The sequence below is a fragment of the Kitasatospora cineracea genome (assembly GCF_003751605.1).
GTDB classification, from domain to species: domain Bacteria; phylum Actinomycetota; class Actinomycetes; order Streptomycetales; family Streptomycetaceae; genus Kitasatospora; species Kitasatospora cineracea.
Map to the genome: position 1 here is coordinate 5,269,090 of NZ_RJVJ01000001.1, position 17,066 is coordinate 5,286,155.

Annotated in this window: 12 protein-coding genes and 1 pseudogene; 5 read left to right on the top strand and 8 right to left on the bottom strand. The window is 68.6% G+C overall.

Features of this window, described 5'->3' with window-relative positions:
• Window positions 1-10: 10 nt before the first annotated feature.
• The 6 genes and pseudogenes from EDD39_RS23780 to EDD39_RS23805 all read right to left on the bottom strand — a co-directional run bounded on the left by EDD39_RS23780 (window position 11) and on the right by EDD39_RS23805 (window position 9,209).
• Window positions 11-4,609: a DUF6531 domain-containing protein gene (locus tag EDD39_RS23780; protein WP_162870102.1), complete on the bottom strand. Its 4,599-nt coding sequence runs from the start codon at window positions 4,607-4,609 to the stop codon at window positions 11-13.
• A gap of 315 nt (window positions 4,610-4,924) precedes the next feature.
• Window positions 4,925-5,335: a hypothetical protein gene (locus EDD39_RS23785; RefSeq protein ID WP_123559138.1), complete on the bottom strand. Its 411-nt coding sequence runs from the start codon at window positions 5,333-5,335 to the stop codon at window positions 4,925-4,927.
• Window positions 5,336-5,889: 554 nt separating this feature from the next.
• Entirely contained in the window at window positions 5,890-7,125 is a 1,236-nt protein-coding gene (locus EDD39_RS23790; RefSeq protein WP_123559141.1) for an IS701 family transposase, read from the bottom strand.
• 64 nt (window positions 7,126-7,189) lie between these two features.
• A pseudogene (locus EDD39_RS41235) lies at window positions 7,190-7,300 on the bottom strand (IS481 family transposase); the annotation flags it as partial.
• A 281-nt stretch (window positions 7,301-7,581) separates the two neighbouring features.
• Complete coding sequence (locus tag EDD39_RS23800; RefSeq protein ID WP_123559143.1) at window positions 7,582-8,199, bottom strand: hypothetical protein; 618 nt, start codon at window positions 8,197-8,199, stop codon at window positions 7,582-7,584.
• Entirely contained in the window at window positions 8,196-9,209 is a 1,014-nt protein-coding gene (locus EDD39_RS23805) for an MAB_1171c family putative transporter (RefSeq protein ID WP_341869317.1), read from the bottom strand. Before EDD39_RS23805 ends, EDD39_RS23800 begins: the two co-directional genes overlap by 4 nt.
• 124 nt (window positions 9,210-9,333) lie before the next feature.
• Between EDD39_RS23805 and EDD39_RS23810 the strand changes: the two genes are divergently transcribed.
• The 3 genes from EDD39_RS23810 to EDD39_RS39760 all read left to right on the top strand — a co-directional run bounded on the left by EDD39_RS23810 (window position 9,334) and on the right by EDD39_RS39760 (window position 12,493).
• Entirely contained in the window at window positions 9,334-9,822 is a 489-nt protein-coding gene (locus tag EDD39_RS23810) for a YfbM family protein (RefSeq protein ID WP_123559147.1), read from the top strand.
• A gap of 164 nt (window positions 9,823-9,986) precedes the next feature.
• Window positions 9,987-11,195: an ISAs1 family transposase gene (locus EDD39_RS23815; RefSeq protein ID WP_208765567.1), complete on the top strand. Its 1,209-nt coding sequence runs from the start codon at window positions 9,987-9,989 to the stop codon at window positions 11,193-11,195.
• Window positions 11,196-12,337: 1,142 nt separating this feature from the next.
• Window positions 12,338-12,493 (top strand): hypothetical protein, encoded by a 156-nt coding sequence (locus EDD39_RS39760; protein WP_162870104.1) that lies wholly within the window; start codon window positions 12,338-12,340, stop codon window positions 12,491-12,493.
• Window positions 12,494-12,603: 110 nt separating this feature from the next.
• Here the strand turns inward: EDD39_RS39760 and EDD39_RS23820 are convergent, their stop codons facing one another.
• Complete coding sequence (locus tag EDD39_RS23820; protein WP_123559149.1) at window positions 12,604-13,977, bottom strand: NAD(P)/FAD-dependent oxidoreductase; 1,374 nt, start codon at window positions 13,975-13,977, stop codon at window positions 12,604-12,606.
• Window positions 13,974-14,486, bottom strand: a complete 513-nt coding sequence (locus EDD39_RS23825) for a hypothetical protein (RefSeq protein ID WP_123559151.1) — start codon at window positions 14,484-14,486, stop codon at window positions 13,974-13,976. The genes EDD39_RS23820 and EDD39_RS23825 overlap by 4 nt, the downstream gene beginning before the upstream one ends.
• A gap of 723 nt (window positions 14,487-15,209) precedes the next feature.
• Here EDD39_RS23825 and EDD39_RS39045 point away from each other — a divergent pair.
• Window positions 15,210-15,503, top strand: a complete 294-nt coding sequence (locus EDD39_RS39045) for a hypothetical protein (RefSeq protein WP_148089505.1) — start codon at window positions 15,210-15,212, stop codon at window positions 15,501-15,503.
• A gap of 11 nt (window positions 15,504-15,514) precedes the next feature.
• Window positions 15,515-16,972 carry an amidase gene (locus tag EDD39_RS23830; RefSeq protein WP_123559153.1) on the top strand — a complete coding sequence of 486 codons (1,458 nt, stop codon included), beginning with the start codon at window positions 15,515-15,517 and terminating at the stop codon, window positions 16,970-16,972.
• The last annotated feature ends 94 nt before the right edge of the window (window positions 16,973-17,066 follow it).

Genomic DNA, 17,066 nt, shown 5'->3' on the forward strand with positions numbered 1-17,066 from the left:
GTCCTCTCGATCATCCCTTCGAGGTGCCGAACAACACTGTGACAGGTGTGGGTAGCTCCCGGCCATAGTTTGCCAACCGGCGTAGGCCTTCAGTCTGAGCCGAGGTGAGCGGGACGTTTCCGTTGACCACCACGAACATCACGCGTGTCTGAATATCTGAGCCGAGGAGAACGCCGGGATTGTTGCGGTCTTCCACATAGTTCGAAGCGTCGTTAATCGCTTCCTTCAGGTTGCTGAAGATGGCTGCCGGCTTCTGGTAGCTGGGCTTGGTGGTATCGAGGCTCTTGAGGCTAATCGCAGTCTTGGTGGCCGCATCCCAATGATCGAAGGTAGCGTGCCTATCGGGAAGGTTGCTCAGCTCAAGGACCTTCTCAAAGTCGACGCCTCGCAGATGAGCGGGAAGGTCCCACAGATTGATGAGAGGTACGTGGGTTGCGGCTCCCAACTCGACGGGGTTGTCCGGGGTGGCCTTGGCCCGGAACTTCTTCATCGCCCAGGAGTCGATTCCTCCGATCATTCCGACAGCGAGCTGCTGAACGAGTTCATCGGCGTTCTTGTCGACTTCGTCGGCGACGTTGTTGCAGCCGAACTCGCGGAGCTTGTTGGATGCGATGTAGAGGGCATAGGCGGGGCGGACGGGGTAGTACTTGTCGACGAAGGCCCCGGCTCCGCCGTTTTGGCCGGTGGCGGCGTTGTACATGTCGCCGATGTACTCGAACGGCGACGTGAAGCCGATCTTCAGCCCGCTGATGATGGCTTCGACGTTGCTCATGTGCGCCGGGTCATCGTCCTGCGGGGTCATTCCACTGGGGTCGGTGTAGATCGTGGGCGCGTCGGCGGCATAGGAGTAGGCCGAGCCATAGGGTGCCGCGGCTGGGCTGGAGAGCGGGTCGCGGCTGTTGAAGCGGCCGGTGGCGGTGTTGTACTCGCGGGCCCTGAGGTACTGCTTGCCGGGGATGACAGGGTCGTTGTACTGGCCGGCGAAGCCGAAGGGTGTGGCGGGTGCTCCGGTGGCGGTGGTGGCGGTGCCGGACTGTCCGAAGGGGTCGTAGCCGGTTCGGAGCTGCTGGGTTCCGTCGGACTTGGTGAGGTCGGTGATGGAGCCGACCCAGTCGTGGTGGTGGTAGTAGGTGCCGGAGGGGTTGTGCTGGCTCTGGGGAAGGCCGAGCGGGTCGTAGGTGTAGTCGCCGATGAGGCCGCCGGTGCCGTTGGTCTCGGTGGCGATCTGCGGGAGGGAGTTGTTGATGTCCCAGGTGAGGGTGTTGCTCAGGGTGCCGTCGGTCTTGGTGGTGACGCGGTTGCCGTCGGCGTCGTAGGTGAAGGTGTAGGTCTGTTTGCCGACGACGGTGGTGGCGTTGCCCGCGGCGTCGTAGGTGTAGGTGGTGGTGTAGTTGGACAGTGCCGGGCGGTAGGTCTTGGAGCTCCAGACGGCCGTACCGGCGGTGTTGTAGATGACGAAGTTGCCGTCGTCCTGGACCTTGGCGATGGCGCCGGTGTTCCCTGCGGTGTTGGACGCCCACAGGATGGTGCCGGTGGTGTCGGTGACGACGAGGTTGCCGTCGCTCTGCAGGGTGGCGGTGGCGCCGGGGTGGCCGTAGGTGTCAGTGGACCAGGCGGTGCGGCCGGTGTCGATCTGGGTGAGGACGAGGTTGCCGTCGCTCTGCATGGTCAGGCGGGCGTTGTTGGACGCGATGACCGTGCCGGGGGTGAGGGTGGTGCCGCTGGCGATGGTGCGGTTGCGGTAGGGCAGGGTGACGGAGGTGGTGCGGCCGTCGTTGTCGTAGGCGTACGTCGTGGTGACGGAGTTGCCCTTGCTCGAGGTGAGCTGGTCGGCGGCGTCGTACGTGTAGGTCGTGGTGCCGTAGGAGTCGGTCTGGGTGAGGCGGTTGCCGACGTTGTCGTAGGTGTAGGTCAGGGTGCCCGCGGTGCAGCCGGTGAAGTTCGGGGTGACGGGGCAGCCCGAGGTGAGTCGGCCGGCGTTGTCGTAGGTGAAGCTCTCGGTGCCAGCGGTGAGGCCCAGGCGTTTGATGTCGACGCTTTGCGGTTGGCCAGCGTTGTCGCGGTGGAGCTGCCAGGACGCGAGGGTGGTGGTGCCCTTGGTGCTGGCGATTGCCGAGATGCGTCCGACGTTGTCGTAGGTGCGGTTCTCGGTGTAGCCGTTGGCGGTGGGCAGGGTCGTGGTGGTGAGGTTGCCGGCGTCGTCGTAGCCATAGCTGGTGCTGGCGCCGTCGGCAGTCAGCTGGGTCTGCCGGCCGTCGTCGTCGTATCCGTAGGTGAGGCTCTCACCGTCGGGGTAGGTGCGGGACTTGACGCTGCCTCGGGTGTCGTAGGTGTAGGTGAAGCCGGTTCCGCCGCCCGGCGCGGTGATCGACAGGAGGCGGTCGGCGTTGTCGTAGCCGAGGGTGCGGGTGCCGGTGGCGTCGGTGACCGAGGTGACGCGGCCGGCGGCGTCGTAGGCTTTGGTGATCGGGGCGGTGCTGTCGGAGTAGGTGGTGCCGGTCGGCAGGCCGCGCGGGTCGTAGCCGGCGGTGGTGGTCTGTCCGCGGCCGTCGGTGACGGTGGTCGTGTGGCCTTCCGGGTCGTAGCCGTAGGTGGTGGTGTGGCCGAGCGGGTCGGTAGTGGTGGCCAGCCGGTGGACTGCGTCGAAGGTGAACGTGGTGGTGTGGTTGTTCGCGTCGGTGCGGGAGGTGCGGTCGTTGACGGTGTTCCAGCCGTTGGAGGTGACGGCGCCCGTCGGGTCGGTGACCGTGACGACGCGCCCGGCGGCGTCGTACGCGGTGGACGTGGTGCGGCCGAGGGGGTCGGTGACGGAGGTCGGACGGTTGGCCGCGTCGTACGCCGTGGTGGTGGTGTTGCCGAGGGCGTCCTTGACGGTGGTGCGGTTGCCCGCGACGTCGTAGCCGAACGTGGTGGTGAAGGAGGCCGGGTTCGCGCCGGTGGCATTGCCGCGGGCGCTGACCACGGTGAGGGGGCGCTTGTTCTTGTCGTAGGCGGTGGTGGTCTTGTTGCCGAGCGGGTCGGTCGTGGAGGTCGGGTCGCCCGCCCAGTCGAAGGTGCTGGTCCAGGTCTTGCCGGCCGTGTCGGTGATCGTGGTGCGGTTGCCCTCGGAGTCGTAGCCGTACGTGGTGGCGTGGCTCAAGGGGTCGGTCACGGTGGTGAGTTGGCCGTCTGCGTCGTACCCGTAGGTGGTGGTGTGGCCGAGCGGGTCAGTGGCCGAGGTCAGCAGGCCTGACGGGTCGTAGGCGTAGGTCGTGGTGCAGGTCGCCGGGTTCGCGCCGGTGACGTTGCCGCGCGGGTCGATCTTGCTGGTGATCCTTCCGGCAGTGTCGTAGCCGAAGGTGGTCTTCTCACCGAGCGGCGTGGTGACCGAGGACCGGTTTCCGGCGCCGTCGTAGCCGTAGGTGGTGATACCGCCGCGCGGGCTGGTCACGGTGGAGAGCAGGCCCAGGCCGGTGTACGTGTACGACGTCGAGCCGCCGGCGGGGTCGGTGGTCTGCGTGACCTGGTTGAGGCTGTTGTAGCTGTACGTGGTGGTGTTGCTGCGGGCGTCCTTGTGTGTGGTGACCCTGTTCAGACCGTCGTAGGTCCACGTGTCGACGGCGGAGGTCGGCGCGGGCGAGGTGCTGGTGAGCACGTTGCCGTTCGCATCGTGGGTGAAGGTGGCGGTCTTGCCGTTGGCGTCGGTCAGCGAGTTCCGGTTGAGGTTCTGGTCATAGCCGTAGGAGGTGACCTTCCCGTACGGGTCGGACTGCCAACTGATGACGCCGTCGGTGTACTTCAGCGTCCAGATCCCGCCGTCCGGGTTGGTGACGTACGTGGTCCCCGGGTTCGCGGCGTCGTAGGCGAACGTGGTGGTGAAGCCGCGGGAATCGGTCTGGCTCGTGACACGGCCGCTGCTGTCGTAGACGTTGGTGGTGCGGGTCTTGCCGAGCGGGTCCGTGACGGCGGTCAGCAGTCCGCTCGTGACGTCGTAGCCGAACGTGGTGGTCTTGCCGCGCAGGTCGGTGACGCTGGTGAGGCGGTCGTCGGTGTAGCCGTAGGAGATGGTGCGGGAGCCGGGGAGGGTGGCGGAGGTCAGCCGCCCGGAGGTGTAGCCGAAGGTCACGGTGTGACCGCCGGCGTCGGTGACGCCGGTCAGCTGGCTGCCCGTGTAAGAGAGCGTCACGCCCAGCCCGGCCGGGTCGCGCATGGCCGTCAGCCGACCGGTGGCGTCGAACAGCACCTGGTGCTGGTCAGGGGTCGTCAGCTGGTAGCCGGACGCGGTCTTCTTCAGCGTCGAGTGAATGTAGGGCTGTGTCGGAGCGAGCGATCCGTCGGCCTGGACGGTGTAGGCGGTCTGGGAACCGTCCTCCGCATGGAAGGTGACCAGGCTCTGACCCACGTTCAACCACGCCGAGTATGGGAACGCCCAGCCCTTGCCGAACACACCCGCGGCGGTCAGGGACGACGAGTAGCTGCGTGTGAGCTGGATTGTCTGCCCCGGGCCCGGGATCTGGGCGTCGGTGAAGACCTCGCCGAACGCGCCGGTCGACGTGTTGACCGGGTCACCGCAGTACTTCACCAGCTCCATGACGATGCCGGTGCTCGCGGGCGAACCCGGACACGTCAACGACACGTTATCCGGAACCCCATAAATCGGGGTCGGCTTCTGCAAGGTCGACGTGAGAGAGTCTGCAGTCCCGTCCGGATACCCGTACCTGACCACGGCGTAGTAGAAGGCATTCGGGTCGAGCGCCCTGTGAGCACACCAGCCGGTGGCCTCCAGCACCCGCCACTGGCCTGCATCGACTATCACACCATCCGAGCCGCGATAGAGCGCCACTGACGCCATGGCGTTGACAGTGAGATTACTCGGGGTATTGGGATCGAAATCCCAGTCGATACACCAGGCCTGGCCGGGAGTCTCCGTCTGTATGCTACCCGGCTAGAAACTGAGGTTCTCGATGTACGGATGGCCGCCGGTGAAATCGGCCACGGCTTGGCTCGCCGCACCAGACACCCCCGGTTTCGGCTTCGACGCGGAACCGCCGTATTCCGCGACGTACTCAGCGGCAGTCAGATCGCGGTAGCCCGGCATACCCGGCCCCGCAACGCGCGGCACGGCCGGTGCGGGCCCATGGGGAAGAGCTTGGCTCGGCCGCTTCCTGGCCTGCTCCCGCTTCTGCTCCATGGACAGCGGTGACTGCGGCGGCGTGGCGGTGGGTGGCGCGGTGGCCTGCACCACGGAGACAGCAGAGCCGGTCAGCGGGCGTGCCGAAGCTGCGGGGGCTAGTGCGCCGGCTATCAGGGCGGCCGACAGCGCGGCAAAGCCTAACTGGCGGGCGAGATGCTTCATCCGACCTTCCTTCGTTCGGGTCCGGCCCAATGAGGGCCGAGGTGATGCTCACCCAACGAACAAGATCGAGAAGTACTGGAGGCAGGACGTGGCCGAATAGGGTCGCCGAATGTCCGAAAGGAGAATTCCTGCCGGTCTCCCACATTTCTGGGCGAGTGCGGAGCTTGTGTCGAATTTTCCACCCACGGGCGTGATCTGCTGAATCCTTCGAATTCGCGGAACGCCGCTTCGCACCTGCAGCAGGACGTTACTCCAGTTACTTGTGAGACCAAGCGACGCCTAAGGCCGTTGATGGGCGTTTTGTACGATCCCGTGAATCAGCAGTCGACCGCGCCGCTTCCGCTCGCCGCCGCCGGAGGTCGATCCGTTCGCCACCTCCGGGCGGGACGTCTGGGTGGCCCTCACGAGCCGAGGAGCCCGCCGAGGAGTTCACCTAGTAGTGCTTTGTTAGGTCGGGGCTGGGGTTGGTGTGGCGGCGGGGCGGTGGCATGTCGGGCATGGTCCGTTCCAGGTGGCCAGGAGCTGTTGGAGTGCTCTGACGGCCTGGTAGAGGGTCATGCCCGAGCAGGGACTTTTGGGCGGCTCCGGGTCAGTGTCACGAAGAGGTGGGCCGCGGTGACGAGCGTGACGTGCCGGTGCCAGCCCATCCAGGAACGGCCCTCGAAGTGGTCCAGGCCGAGGGCGGTCTTGAGCTCGCGGTAGTCGTGCTCGATCCGCCAGCGGATCTTGGCGAGCCGCACGAGTTCCTCGAGAGGGGTGTCCTCGGACAGGTTCGAGACCCAGTAGTGGGACGGCTCCGACACCTCCGGCGGCCACTGGGCAAGAAGCCAGCACGGCGGCAGGGTGCCGTCCTCCTCGATCCGTGGACGACGTCCGGCCAGACGCACGCGCAGCACGACGAAGGTCGAGGTCAGGTGGTCGCGGGAGCCACGCCGCCAGGTCACCGTCCGGGCCGCTTCCCGACCTGCGGCCCGGACGTGCTCGGCCAACGGAACGGGACGGGTGCGATAGCGGGGCTTGGGCCGTGGGCCGAGTCCGCCGTAGGGCGGTCGGTGGGTGACGGCGTCGATGGGGTGGGCGGTCGTCAGACCTTTGACCTGCACGATCCACCGCAGCCCGCGCTCGTCGAGGGCCGCGCGGAAGTGCGCGTTGTCGCCGTAGCCGGCGTCGGCGACCACGACCGGAGGGAGGAGCTTCCACGTTGCGAGCTCGTCGAGCATCTCCAGGGCCAGTTGCCACTTCGGCCGGTGGCCCTCGGCGGGCGGGATCCCGCAACGGGCCCGGCGACGCTCGGCGAAGGCCGCCCCGGCCGGGTCTGCGGCCTTCGCCGGATCCCAGGACTCGGGCAGGAACAGTCTCCAGTTCAGCGGGCAGGACGCGCTGTCGGTGACCGCGTGAACGCTCACCCCCACCTGGCAGTTGCCGACCTTGCCCAAAGTGCCCGAGTACTGGCGGGCCACGCCCGGCGAACCGGCGCCGTCCTTCGGGAAGCCGGTGTCGTCCACGACCCACGCATCCGCTCCCAGGACGCGTGTCGCACGGTCGGCGAGCCTGGACCTGATCTGCTCCACCGGCCACGTCGAGGAGGAGATGAACTGCTGCAGGCGCTGGTGGTCGATGCCGAGCCGCTCGGCCATCGGCTGCATCGACTTGCGCCGGCCGTCCAGCAGCAGGCCACGGAGGTAGCTGACGCCCTTGTCCTGCTGGTCCGAGCGTCGCAGCGGAGCGAACACCTCCGCCGCGAACGCCTCCAACTCATCACGTAACGAACCCAGTTCATCCGGAGTCATACCTCCAGAGAACCCCCGAAACACACCCGGGACCAGAGCCCACGCACCACCTAACAAAGCACTACTAGGTGTTCTGTCCTGTGAGGTCGGGGACGCGGCTGGAGGGTGGTTGGCCTGTGAGTGCGGTGTGTCCGCGGTGGTGATTGTAGGTGTGGAGCCAGGCGGGGTAGGCGTCTCGTCGTTCTTGTTCGGTGCGGTAGGGCCTGGCGGTTCTCGACGTGAAGCCCCGGTTCGTCGACTTCGGACCGCGCGGGGAGGTCTACCAGGCCCAGTGGACCACCGACATGCTCGATGACTACTTCGCCCCCGGCGCGGGCGACCGGACCGTCGGGTAGCCGATCGGGTACCACCGAGGGGGCAACAGCCCTGCGCGGAAGTCGGATTCGCAACGGAGGCCCGAAGGAGGCTGCTGGACAGCTTCCTTCGGGCCTCCTACATCCAGGCCGCCCCGGCGGTTCAGCGCAGCAGGGCGAAGACCAGGGCCGCGATGCCGCCGAGGGCGGTGCCGGCCAGGATCTGGGTGAGGGTGTGGGCCTTGAGCACCGTGCGGGACCAGCCGATCGCGGCGGCGCCCAGCGCGGTGAGCAGCATCCAGGGGCCGAAGGCGAGCACGAGGATCATGACGCTGCCGCCGGCGACGCTGTTGTGGATGGAGATCTGCCAGCCGATCGTGACGAGGAGGGTGGAGACGAGCCCGATCAGCATGGCGACGACGAGCGCGGACACGTCGGTGGGGGCGCCGAGGGTGTAGAGCAGGGTGATGCCGGTGGCGACCGAGACCAGGCTGAGCGTCATGGGCAGGATTCGCTGGCGGCGGACGCGGATGTGCTTGTCGGTCAGGCCGCCGCGCTTCACCCCGAGCAGGACGATGCCGATCGGGATGATGCCGCAGAAGAGCGCGGCCAGCAGGCCCCAGCCGAGGCCGGACCAGGAACCGGTGCTGTGCCAGCCGATCAGCAGCAGGAGCACGACTACCAGGTTGGCCGGGGCGAGGACGTCCGTGATGATTTTCGCGGCCTTCTGCCGGGACGTGCTGTCGGCGAAGGCAGGCGGTGCGGGCGGTTCGAACGTCACGGGGTGGCTCCGGCGGGGGCGGTCAGGCGCGCGAGGTGCGCGTGGGCGAAGGCGGTGGCGAGGTCGGAGAAGTAGGCGTCGGACAGGGCGAGCAGGAAGGCGGTCTCGGTGTCGAGGTCCGAGCCGGAGTGGGTAGGAGCCTCGAGGCGCCCGGTCCGGGCGTGCCCGGCGATGTGGGCCTCGCGGGAGGCGCGCAGCCAGCAGGCCTCGGCGGCGGCGGTTGCGGCGCTGCCGGTGAGTCCCGCGTCCTCCACGTGGTCGGCCGCGCGGAGCCGCATCGGGACGGTGGCGGCGCCGTTCAGGACGAGTATCGCGTCGCGGATCTCGATCGTCCGCCGGTAGAGCCGGTCACGGGTGCCACGCAGGTCGAGGGCATCGGCGACCGGGTGCCGTTTCGGACCGTAGCGGATCTGCGGGACAGCGTCGCTCAGGTGCGCCCAGAGCGGGTACAGCCGGACGAGGCTGCAGTGGTGTCGGGCTGTCCGGGCAAGCGCCGGGACCACGGGCAGCGTGCTGCCGAGCGAGACCAGCAGCAGCGGGACGAGCGCTAGCAGGCCGTTCAGCAGCCGTTCCGTGTCGGCCGGCAGTGGCTGGAGTCCGAACTTGCCGAACACGAGCATCGAGGCCCGGTGGGCGGTGTACGCGATGCCGATGCAGGTGCCGAGGCAGATGAGCCGGAGCCCGCGGCGGAGCGAGTCCGGGCCCGGCCGGCGCGACCACTGCAAGGAGAGCCGGGAAGCGGTGAACATCGCCCAGCCGAAGTACGTGGTCCACGTCAGGGTGTATGCCAGGAGCCATGGGTCCTGGGGGTAGGCCGTCAGCGGGTCGAGTGCTTCGTGCGGGCGGTCGGCGCTGAAGAACAGCACGTCCATGGCAGCGAGGGTGCTCACGGGGGCCGCTGCGCCGAGGCGAAGCCGGTCGGGCCGCAGGGCGGCGTCGTTCAGTATGTCTGTCCGTTTTGTGATCATGTGAGGCCGAGGGACGCGAGGTGCGGGCGTCGATGAAGACATCCGGCCTGGTCATGCGGCATGAGTCCCTGGCTATTGCTGAGCGGCCCTCGGCCTGACAGACCTGCGCGGCCGGCTGTGATCAGCTGGACGTGATGGGTCTTACCGCCCCTGTACGGTGTGCCGTATGAGCCTGGGAGTCCACTTCGCCATCGATGCGGAGACCGCCGATCGCCTGCTCGCGGCCGCAGACGATGATGAGGTTGCTGCGCTCGTCGAGGAGATTGAGGAAGAGGGCATCGGTGTCGGGCACTGTGACACCGACAAGGCGTGGGATGCCATCCATCGCAGCCTGACCGACGGTTACCTTGGCTACGACAACGGCAGCTACCCGCTGAACGCCGTGATCCTGGGCGGCGTGCAGCTTCATGAAGGGGACGATTACATCGTCAGCCTGCTCACTCCGGATCGGGTTCGCGATGTCGCCGATGCCGTGGCCGATGTCGGCCGCGAGGCACTGAAAGCAGGTTACGACTGCATCGACATCGAAGACTACGGGCCGAACTTCGGCCACGAGGACTTCGCCTACACCTGGGCGAACTTCACTGACCTGGTCGTCTTCTTCCGGCAGGCGGCGGACGCAGGACGCCACGTGATCTTTACGGTCGGCCAGTAGAGGCTCCGGGGCCAGGGCGGTGTCGTTCAGTCGGTCTGCCGACTTGATGGCAGCTCATGTGCCTGGCCTGGCTGCGATGTCCTCGGATCGGGCCGCAGCGGAAGCAGGCACGGCCTCCGGGTGATCATGAGGTGTCGAGTCCCTGATCACCACGACGGAAGACCGTGCCTGCCCGATCATCATCGCCTATCCCTGCTGGCCTGGGCCGGCTCGCCGACGCCCGGCCTGCCGAGCCCGGAAAACAGCCGCAGCTGCTGGACCGCCTGGCAGCGGTGCCCGATCCGCGCCGGGCCAAGGGGCGCCGCCATCCCCTCGCCTTCGTCCTCGCGCTCGCCGCGTGCGCGGTGCTGGCCGGCGCGAAATCGCTGACCGCGATCGCGGAGTGGGCCGCCGACGCCCCGGCTGCCGTGCTCACCGCCCTCGGAGCCCCGACCCGCGAACCGTCCGGCCCCACCGCCCCGGCCGAGGCCACCGTGCGCCGGATCCTGCAGCGTGTGGACGGCGACGCCCTCGACGCGGCGATCGGCGCCTGGCTCGCCGCCCGCGACCCCGACCGCACGCCGCCCGACCAGGAACCGGGCAGGCGTGCCAACCGCTCGCTGGCGGTAGACGGCAAAACCGTTCGGGGCGCCCGTCGTGCCGACGGCACCCAGGTCCACCTACTCGCCGCGATGACCGGCACCGGCCTGGTCGCCGCCCAGCGCGAGGTCGGCTCCAAAACGAACGAAATCACCGTCTTCAAACCGATGCTCGCCGGGCTCGACCTGGCCGACACCGTGGTCACCTTCGACGCCCTCCACTCCCAGACCGGCCACGCCCGCCTCCTGGTCGAGGAGAAGAAGGCCCACTACATCGCCGTGATCAAGGGCAATCAACCGCTGCTGCACCAGCACCTGAAGCAGCTGCCCTGGCGGTACGTCCCGCTGCTGGACAAGACCCGCGCCACGGAGCACGGCCGTGACGAGATCCGCCGGGTCAAGACCTGCACCGTCACCCGTGGTCTCGGCTTCCCCCACGCCGCCCAGGCCGTGCAGATCGTGCGCCGCCGCCGGACCGTCACCACCGGCAAGGTCACCCTGGAACGCGTCTACGCGGTCACCGACCTGAAAGCCGAGCAGGCCGACGCCCCCGAGATCGCACACCGCGTCCGCGAGCACTGGGGCATTGAGAACAAGATCCACCACGTCCGCGACACCACCTTCGCCGAGGACGCCTCACGCGTACGGACCGGGACCGCACCCAGGGCCATGGCCGCACTGCGCAACCTGGCCATCGGCGCCCTCCGCCTCACCGGCTGCGACAACATCGCCGCTGGCCTGCGCAAGCACGGCCGAGATGCCACCCGACCGCTGGCTACCCTCGGCATCACGTGATCAAACCGGACGGATCGCCAGAACGACGCCGCCCTGAGGTGTCATTGGACGTTGCTGGCTGCAGTGACGGAACGGGCGCGGTGGCGCTGTTCGGGTTCCGGGCTCGCTGTCGTGCTCTTGTGCCGTTACCCGTTTCTCGTGAACGGGAGGCCCGGGCTGTCAAGGCGTGGCTATAGGCTTCACCTATGAGTACGGTGCACTCCAGAGTCTGATGCTTCGTGGTCAGGCCGGGGCCGGGGTCGAGGGGTCGCAGGTTCACATGCTGTCGTCCCGACTGTAAAAACGGTTGTGGGAGATGGTACCTGGGAGACCGAGTGCCGACTCTTTCTGTTGCCGTGTCAGGTGGTGGTCGCATGGTGGTGGCCGGGCCACATGGGCCGGTCGTCGGTGGGGTCGTCGAGGCGGGGGTGCGGTTGGCCGGGTGTGGCCGGTGGGGGCGGGGGTGTTGGCGTGCGAAGCGGTGGGTGCGGCAGGCCGGGGCGCCGAGTTCTTTGCGGTCGGTGTTGTCGAGGGTCCAGGCGATGTCGTCGGTGCCGGCGCGGACGGCGTGTTCCAGGTGAGCGAGGAGGATGCCGCGCGGGCGGGCGGCGACCACGGACCGGAGTGTGACGGCGGGCCGGTCGCGTTCGGGGAGGGTAGCGGCGGCTTTCGGCGGGATCCTCCGCGCTCCAGGGTGGTGCGTAACTCCCCGGTGAAACGGCGCAGTTGATCGGCCCGGGGGCGCCAGTGGGCGGCTGGCAGGCGCGGTCGACCAGGGCGTCCAGGGCTTCGATAGAGGGCGCCGTTGGGGTGCCCGCGATGGGCGCCACCCTAGTGCCGGGAGCGGTAGGGGCGATCGGTTGCATTCGGTGGACGGTTCCCGTGCGCGATTCTGCCGAAGTGGTCTTTAATAACTGGCTTGAAGCATGACCATGCAAGCGGGGGCGGCGCAGTGGTGCCCTCCTTGCCCGGCTCACTCCGTCTTGTGGTGGCCGTCCTTCGGCAACCGGTGACGGGGGCCGGGGCCGGGCGGCGCGGCACGCCGTCCGAGCTGGTGACGGCCAACGGCCGTCACCAGCAGCGGTATTCGGTGAGCGGCCGGATGCGCCACCCGTACGGCCAGGTGGGATGCAGCCGCTGCTGCGGGCGAAGAAGGTCTGTCGGTGACTTCGTTCACTGCGAACTCACCGACCAGTACCACCGTCCCCGCTGCGACTATCGTCGGTGCGGTCGGCATCACCGCCACCACCACCGACAAGTCCGCCCTCGGCGCCACCATCGTGTGCACCGTCGCTGTCGGACCCATCCGCATCGGCTGACCCCACCAGGAGGCCGCCAACTCGGCAATCGAGGGGCGGCTTCCGCCGTGCACCGAGACCGGCCCGGCAGCAGTCGCCACCGTGCTGCGCGCTCACTTCCTGCTCAGGTGTCAGGAGTCGAAGCCGAGGCCGAGGCGGTCCAGGGCGCGCAGCCACAGGTTGCGGCGGCCGCGGCGGTCTTCGGCGGCCAGTGAGCGGCGGGTGAGTTGGATGCCGATCCAGGCGAGGGGTTCGGGCGGGAAGGGCAGGGGGCGGCGGCGGACCATAGTGGTCCTGGTGCGCTCGGTGTCCTGGCCGTCGAGGAGGTCGAGCATGACGTCCGCTGCGAAGCGGGTGGCAGCGACTCCGAGGCCGGTGAAGCCGAGGGCGTAGGCGACGCGGTTCTTCCTGGCGGTGCCGAAGAAGGCGCAGAAGCGGGTGCTGGTGTCGATGACGCCGCCCCAGCGGTGGCTGAAGCGCACGTCGGCGAGCTGGGGGAAGGTGTCGTAGAACTGGCGGGCGAGGAGGCGGTGGGTGGCGCGGCGGTCGTCGAGGTCGGGGTGGATACGGCGACCGTAGTGGTAGATCGCATCGTAGCCGCCCCACAGGATCCGGTTGTCGGGGGTGAGGCGGTAGTAGTGGAACTGGTTGCCGGAGTCGGATATCCCCTGCCGGCCGCTCCAGCCGACGGAGGCGAGTTGCTGGGCGGTGAGGGGTTCGGTGGCCAGGACGTAGTCGTAGACCGGGACGGTGAACAGGCTTAGGCGCTGTAGCAGCGGGCGGAAGGCGTTGGTGGCGAGAGCGACCCGGTCGGTGGCGACCTTGCCTCCAGCGGTGTCGACCCACAGGCCGGTGCCGCGCTCGCTGATGTTCCTGACGGGGGTGTTCTCCACGATGCGCACGCCGAGGCGTTCGGCGGCGTCGGCCAGGCCCCACACCAAGCGGGCGGGGTCGATCAGGACACAGTCGCCGGCGCTGGCGCGGGCGGCGAGGTAGGTGGGGGAGTCGACGAGGGCGCGTACGGCGTCCTGGCCGAGGAAGCCGGGAGTGCCGGGTCCCAGGCCCTGGACCTGGTGGGGGGCGGTGGCGACGCGCAGGGTGTCGGGGGCTTCCATCCGGCAGTCGATGCCGTAGCGCTCGACGGTCTCGATGAGGGCGGCGAGGTTCTCGCGGCCCAGGCGCTGGAGTTCGTCGAACTCCTCGGGCCAGCGGTCCACGCCGTTGGGCTCGCCGTGGGTGAGGCTCGCTTCGCAGAATCCGCCGTTGCGGCCGCTGGCGGCGTCGCCGATGCGTCCGGCCTCGATCAGCAGGACGCTTCGGTCGGGGTCGCGTTCCTTGGCGCGTAGGGCGGTCCACAGGCCGGTGAAGCCGCCGCCCACGACGACCAGGTCGGCGCGGGCGGCGCCGAACAGGGCCGGTCGCGCGGGTGGCCTCTCGTCGGTGTCGAGCCACAGTGCCACGGGGCTTGCCGCGTCGAGGAGTTGGTCGAGCTGCTGGTCGTTCATAGGGATGGTGCCTCCTGGCCCTGCGGCGGCGGGTGGGGAGCGCCGTTGGTGCGGCCGGACGGTGGAAGGTTTTCTGGAATGGTCGAGTTGGGGGCCGTGCCGGGTGTGTGCTGAAGCGCCGCAAGACTTGGGGGCCTGCGGTAGGGGTGCAGGTCAGACGTGGGTCTGGCCGCGGGGGTGGTGGTGTGGTCGATGGCGTCGGCTTTGCCGAAGGAATGGAACGGGCCGATGCCGGTGTCGTGGGAGAAGGCTGCGGGTGCGTGGGGGACGGGGGTGCCTGCGACGGTCAGTTCGGAGCGGGTGGCGTGCCAGTGGAGGGAGTCGGCTTCCTGGACCTGGATGTCGGAGAGTCCGAAGCGGGTGAAGGCGTCGACGAGGTAGTCGGCGGAGCGCCGGTCGTCGAGGGTCTGGGTGCCGCGGCCGGAGAAGGTGGCGAGGTCGCTGATCCACGAGAAGATCGTGCCGGTGTCGGGCATCTCGGGGCGGGTGCCGGGGTGGTGCTGGGTCACGTGTACTTCCTTCCCGGGGCCGGTTTCCGATGGAGGGCCGGCCGGAGCGGTGCCGCCCGGTGACCGGATGCCGCACCCAACGCTCATCGCAGAAGCTGTGGTGGATGCGATCGACGAGCCGGTCCATCACGGGGTGGTGCCTCCGGTAGGAGTTTTTGGTCTGGATCTTGAAGCGGGCGACCCTCCAGCCAATATATATCAGTCGATGTATAACGATGGATTGGCTGCTCTGGGTCCCGTGGCGCCATGTGCGTGCGTGCGCGCCGCCTGCTGTGTGGTGCGCGGTGAGATGGGGTGCGCGTCGGCCGCCGCACCCGCGGATGCGGTTCGGCGGTGCGTCGGTCCGCGTGCCGGGTGCCTGCTCGCCGTCGCGGCCGGTCCTGCTCGCCCGGGGGCGCTTCTGCATGTCGCGGGTAGTCGGCGGGGTGAAGGGCGCCTGTCGCGAGAGGGTCGTCCGGTGGTCCGCCTGCAGTCCTCGTGTGCATGTGACTGCCGGGCGAACCGAGCATTGCCGCTTTATATCGACCGATGTACATTGACTGTCATACTTCGCCGGGTGGTTCCGAGTGATGCGGCTGAACAGGTCGGTTGCCCGCTGCCTGCGTCGTTTGAAACTCCGAGTGCATGCTGCGGGGCACGTGTCTCTTGGCGCGATGCATCCCACCCTTGCGCCGCAGGGTGCCTCGCCTTGCTTCCGCTTCGTTTCACCGGTCTGGAGATTCGATGGGCATGCTCGTCAGCCGACGCCGCTGTCTGAAGACTGAGGCTGGATCGGCCAGCGCTATGGCCGCAGGACCGCTCTCCAAGCGCTCGGGCAAGGCGTTGTTCCGGACATGGGCCCTGGCCGGGGGAAGCGGCCGACCCTCGGTGGTGCAGCTGAGCAAGGCTGCCCTCCTTGGCAAGCGTGTTGAGGGACTGCTCGGCCCGCTCTCCTGTCTGATCGCCTCATTACTGGCCCGCATCGGCTTCACCGGCCGGCCGACTTTCTTCTGTTTCTCTCGCACTGCTTTGCTCTAGGAGTTCGCACCATGTCTGTTTCCTCCAACGATGACCTCTGCTTCACTCCGGCGAATGAACTCGCCGCACTGATCAGGAAGCGGGAGCTGTCGCCGGTCGAGCTGACCGAAGCGGTGCTCGACCGCATCGACCGCGTCGGCGGACAGGTGAACGCCTACGTGACCGTCGTCGCCGACCAGGCGCGCGAAGCCGCAGCCCGGGCCGCTGACGACGTGGTGCGCTTGCCCGCCGAGGAGCTCGGCGCGCTGCACGGCGTCCCGGTGTCCATCAAGGACCTCACCCCCACCAAGGGCATCCGCACCACCTATGGCTCGGCGTTCTTCCAGGACCACGTCCCGGACGAGGACGCGATCCTGGTCACCCGCATTCGCCAGGCCGGCGCGGTGCTGCTCGGCAAGACCACCACTCCCGAGTTCGGCCTGCACTCGGTCACCGAGCCGGAGCTGACCGGCATCACCCGCAACCCCTGGAACCCGGAGCGAACGGTGGGCGGCTCCAGCGGCGGCGCGGCCGCCGCCGTCGCCGCTGGCATCAGCCCGCTGGCCACCGGCAGCGACGGCGGCGGCTCGATCCGCGTGCCGGCCGCGCTGTGCGGCGTGGTCGGCCACAAGATCACTCCGGGCCTGATTCCGCTGCTGGGCGACTCCTCGCCGTGGGACAACGTCACCGTGGTGGGGCCGATCACCCGCACCGTGGCCGACAACGCGCTGCTGCTGGACGTGATGTGCGGGCCCGACCCGATGCAGCCCTTCTCCCTGCCCACCCGCATCGACTTCACCGGGGCCCTCAAGGGCGCGTCGGTGGCCGGGCTGTGCATCGCCTACAGCCGGGACCTGGGCAACGGACCCGTCGAACCGGAGGTCGCCCGGGTCTTCGAGGAGTCGCTGCGGGCCCTTGAGCAGGCGGGTGCGCACCTGGAGGAGGTGAGCATCAGCCTGCCGGACCCGCTGGAGTACTTCGCCATGTTCTGGGGCCCGCAGTCGGTCCTCGAACTCGGTGAGGTGCCGCGCGAGATGCTGCCCCCGCACATCGCGGAGATCCTCGACAAGTCCGCTCAGATGTCCGCGACGGACTTCGTCCAGGCCGCGTTCGGGCTGCGCGGCGACATCTACCAGGCGTTCGCGCAGATCTTCACCGGCCACGACCTGTTCGTGTGGCCGACCACCAAGATGACGGCGTTCCCGCACGTCGGCGACCTGGGCGGCCCCACTCACGTCGCCGGCGTCGAGGTCGTCGGCTACGACGGCTGGTCGGACGCCAGCGTGCGCGCCCTGCAGAACCAGCTGTTCACCGAGGCGGTCTCCCACGGCGGCTTCCCCGCCATCACCGTGCCCGCCGGGTTCAGCAGCGACGGCCTGCCGGTGGGCCTGCAGATCGCCGCTCCCCAGTGGGCGGACGCTGCGGTACTGCGCGCTGCTGCGGCCTTCGAGGCGGCGCGCCCCTGGGCGCACCTTCGTCCTGTGCTGTAAAACCTCCCCGGGGGATTGGCCCGGCTTGCCTCCATCGGGGCTTGGAGCCGGGCCGCCAGTTGCGCTTGCCTCCCTCTGAATATCGGCTGAGACG

Excerpts from the sequence above, each read along its gene's own strand:
- EDD39_RS23790 (WP_123559141.1), bottom strand. The coding sequence starts at position 7,125 with ATGACTCCGGATGAACTGGGTTCGTTACGTGATGAGTTGGAGGCGTTC.
- EDD39_RS23805 (WP_341869317.1), bottom strand. The coding sequence starts at position 9,209 with ATGTCTTCATCGACGCCCGCACCTCGCGTCCCTCGGCCTCACATGATC.
- EDD39_RS39045 (WP_148089505.1), top strand. The coding sequence starts at position 15,210 with ATGGGCATGCTCGTCAGCCGACGCCGCTGTCTGAAGACTGAGGCTGGA.
- EDD39_RS23830 (WP_123559153.1), top strand. The coding sequence starts at position 15,515 with ATGTCTGTTTCCTCCAACGATGACCTCTGCTTCACTCCGGCGAATGAA.
- EDD39_RS23810 (WP_123559147.1), top strand. The coding sequence starts at position 9,334 with ATGAGCCTGGGAGTCCACTTCGCCATCGATGCGGAGACCGCCGATCGC.
- EDD39_RS23785 (WP_123559138.1), bottom strand. The coding sequence starts at position 5,335 with ATGAAGCATCTCGCCCGCCAGTTAGGCTTTGCCGCGCTGTCGGCCGCC.
- EDD39_RS23820 (WP_123559149.1), bottom strand. The coding sequence starts at position 13,977 with ATGAACGACCAGCAGCTCGACCAACTCCTCGACGCGGCAAGCCCCGTG.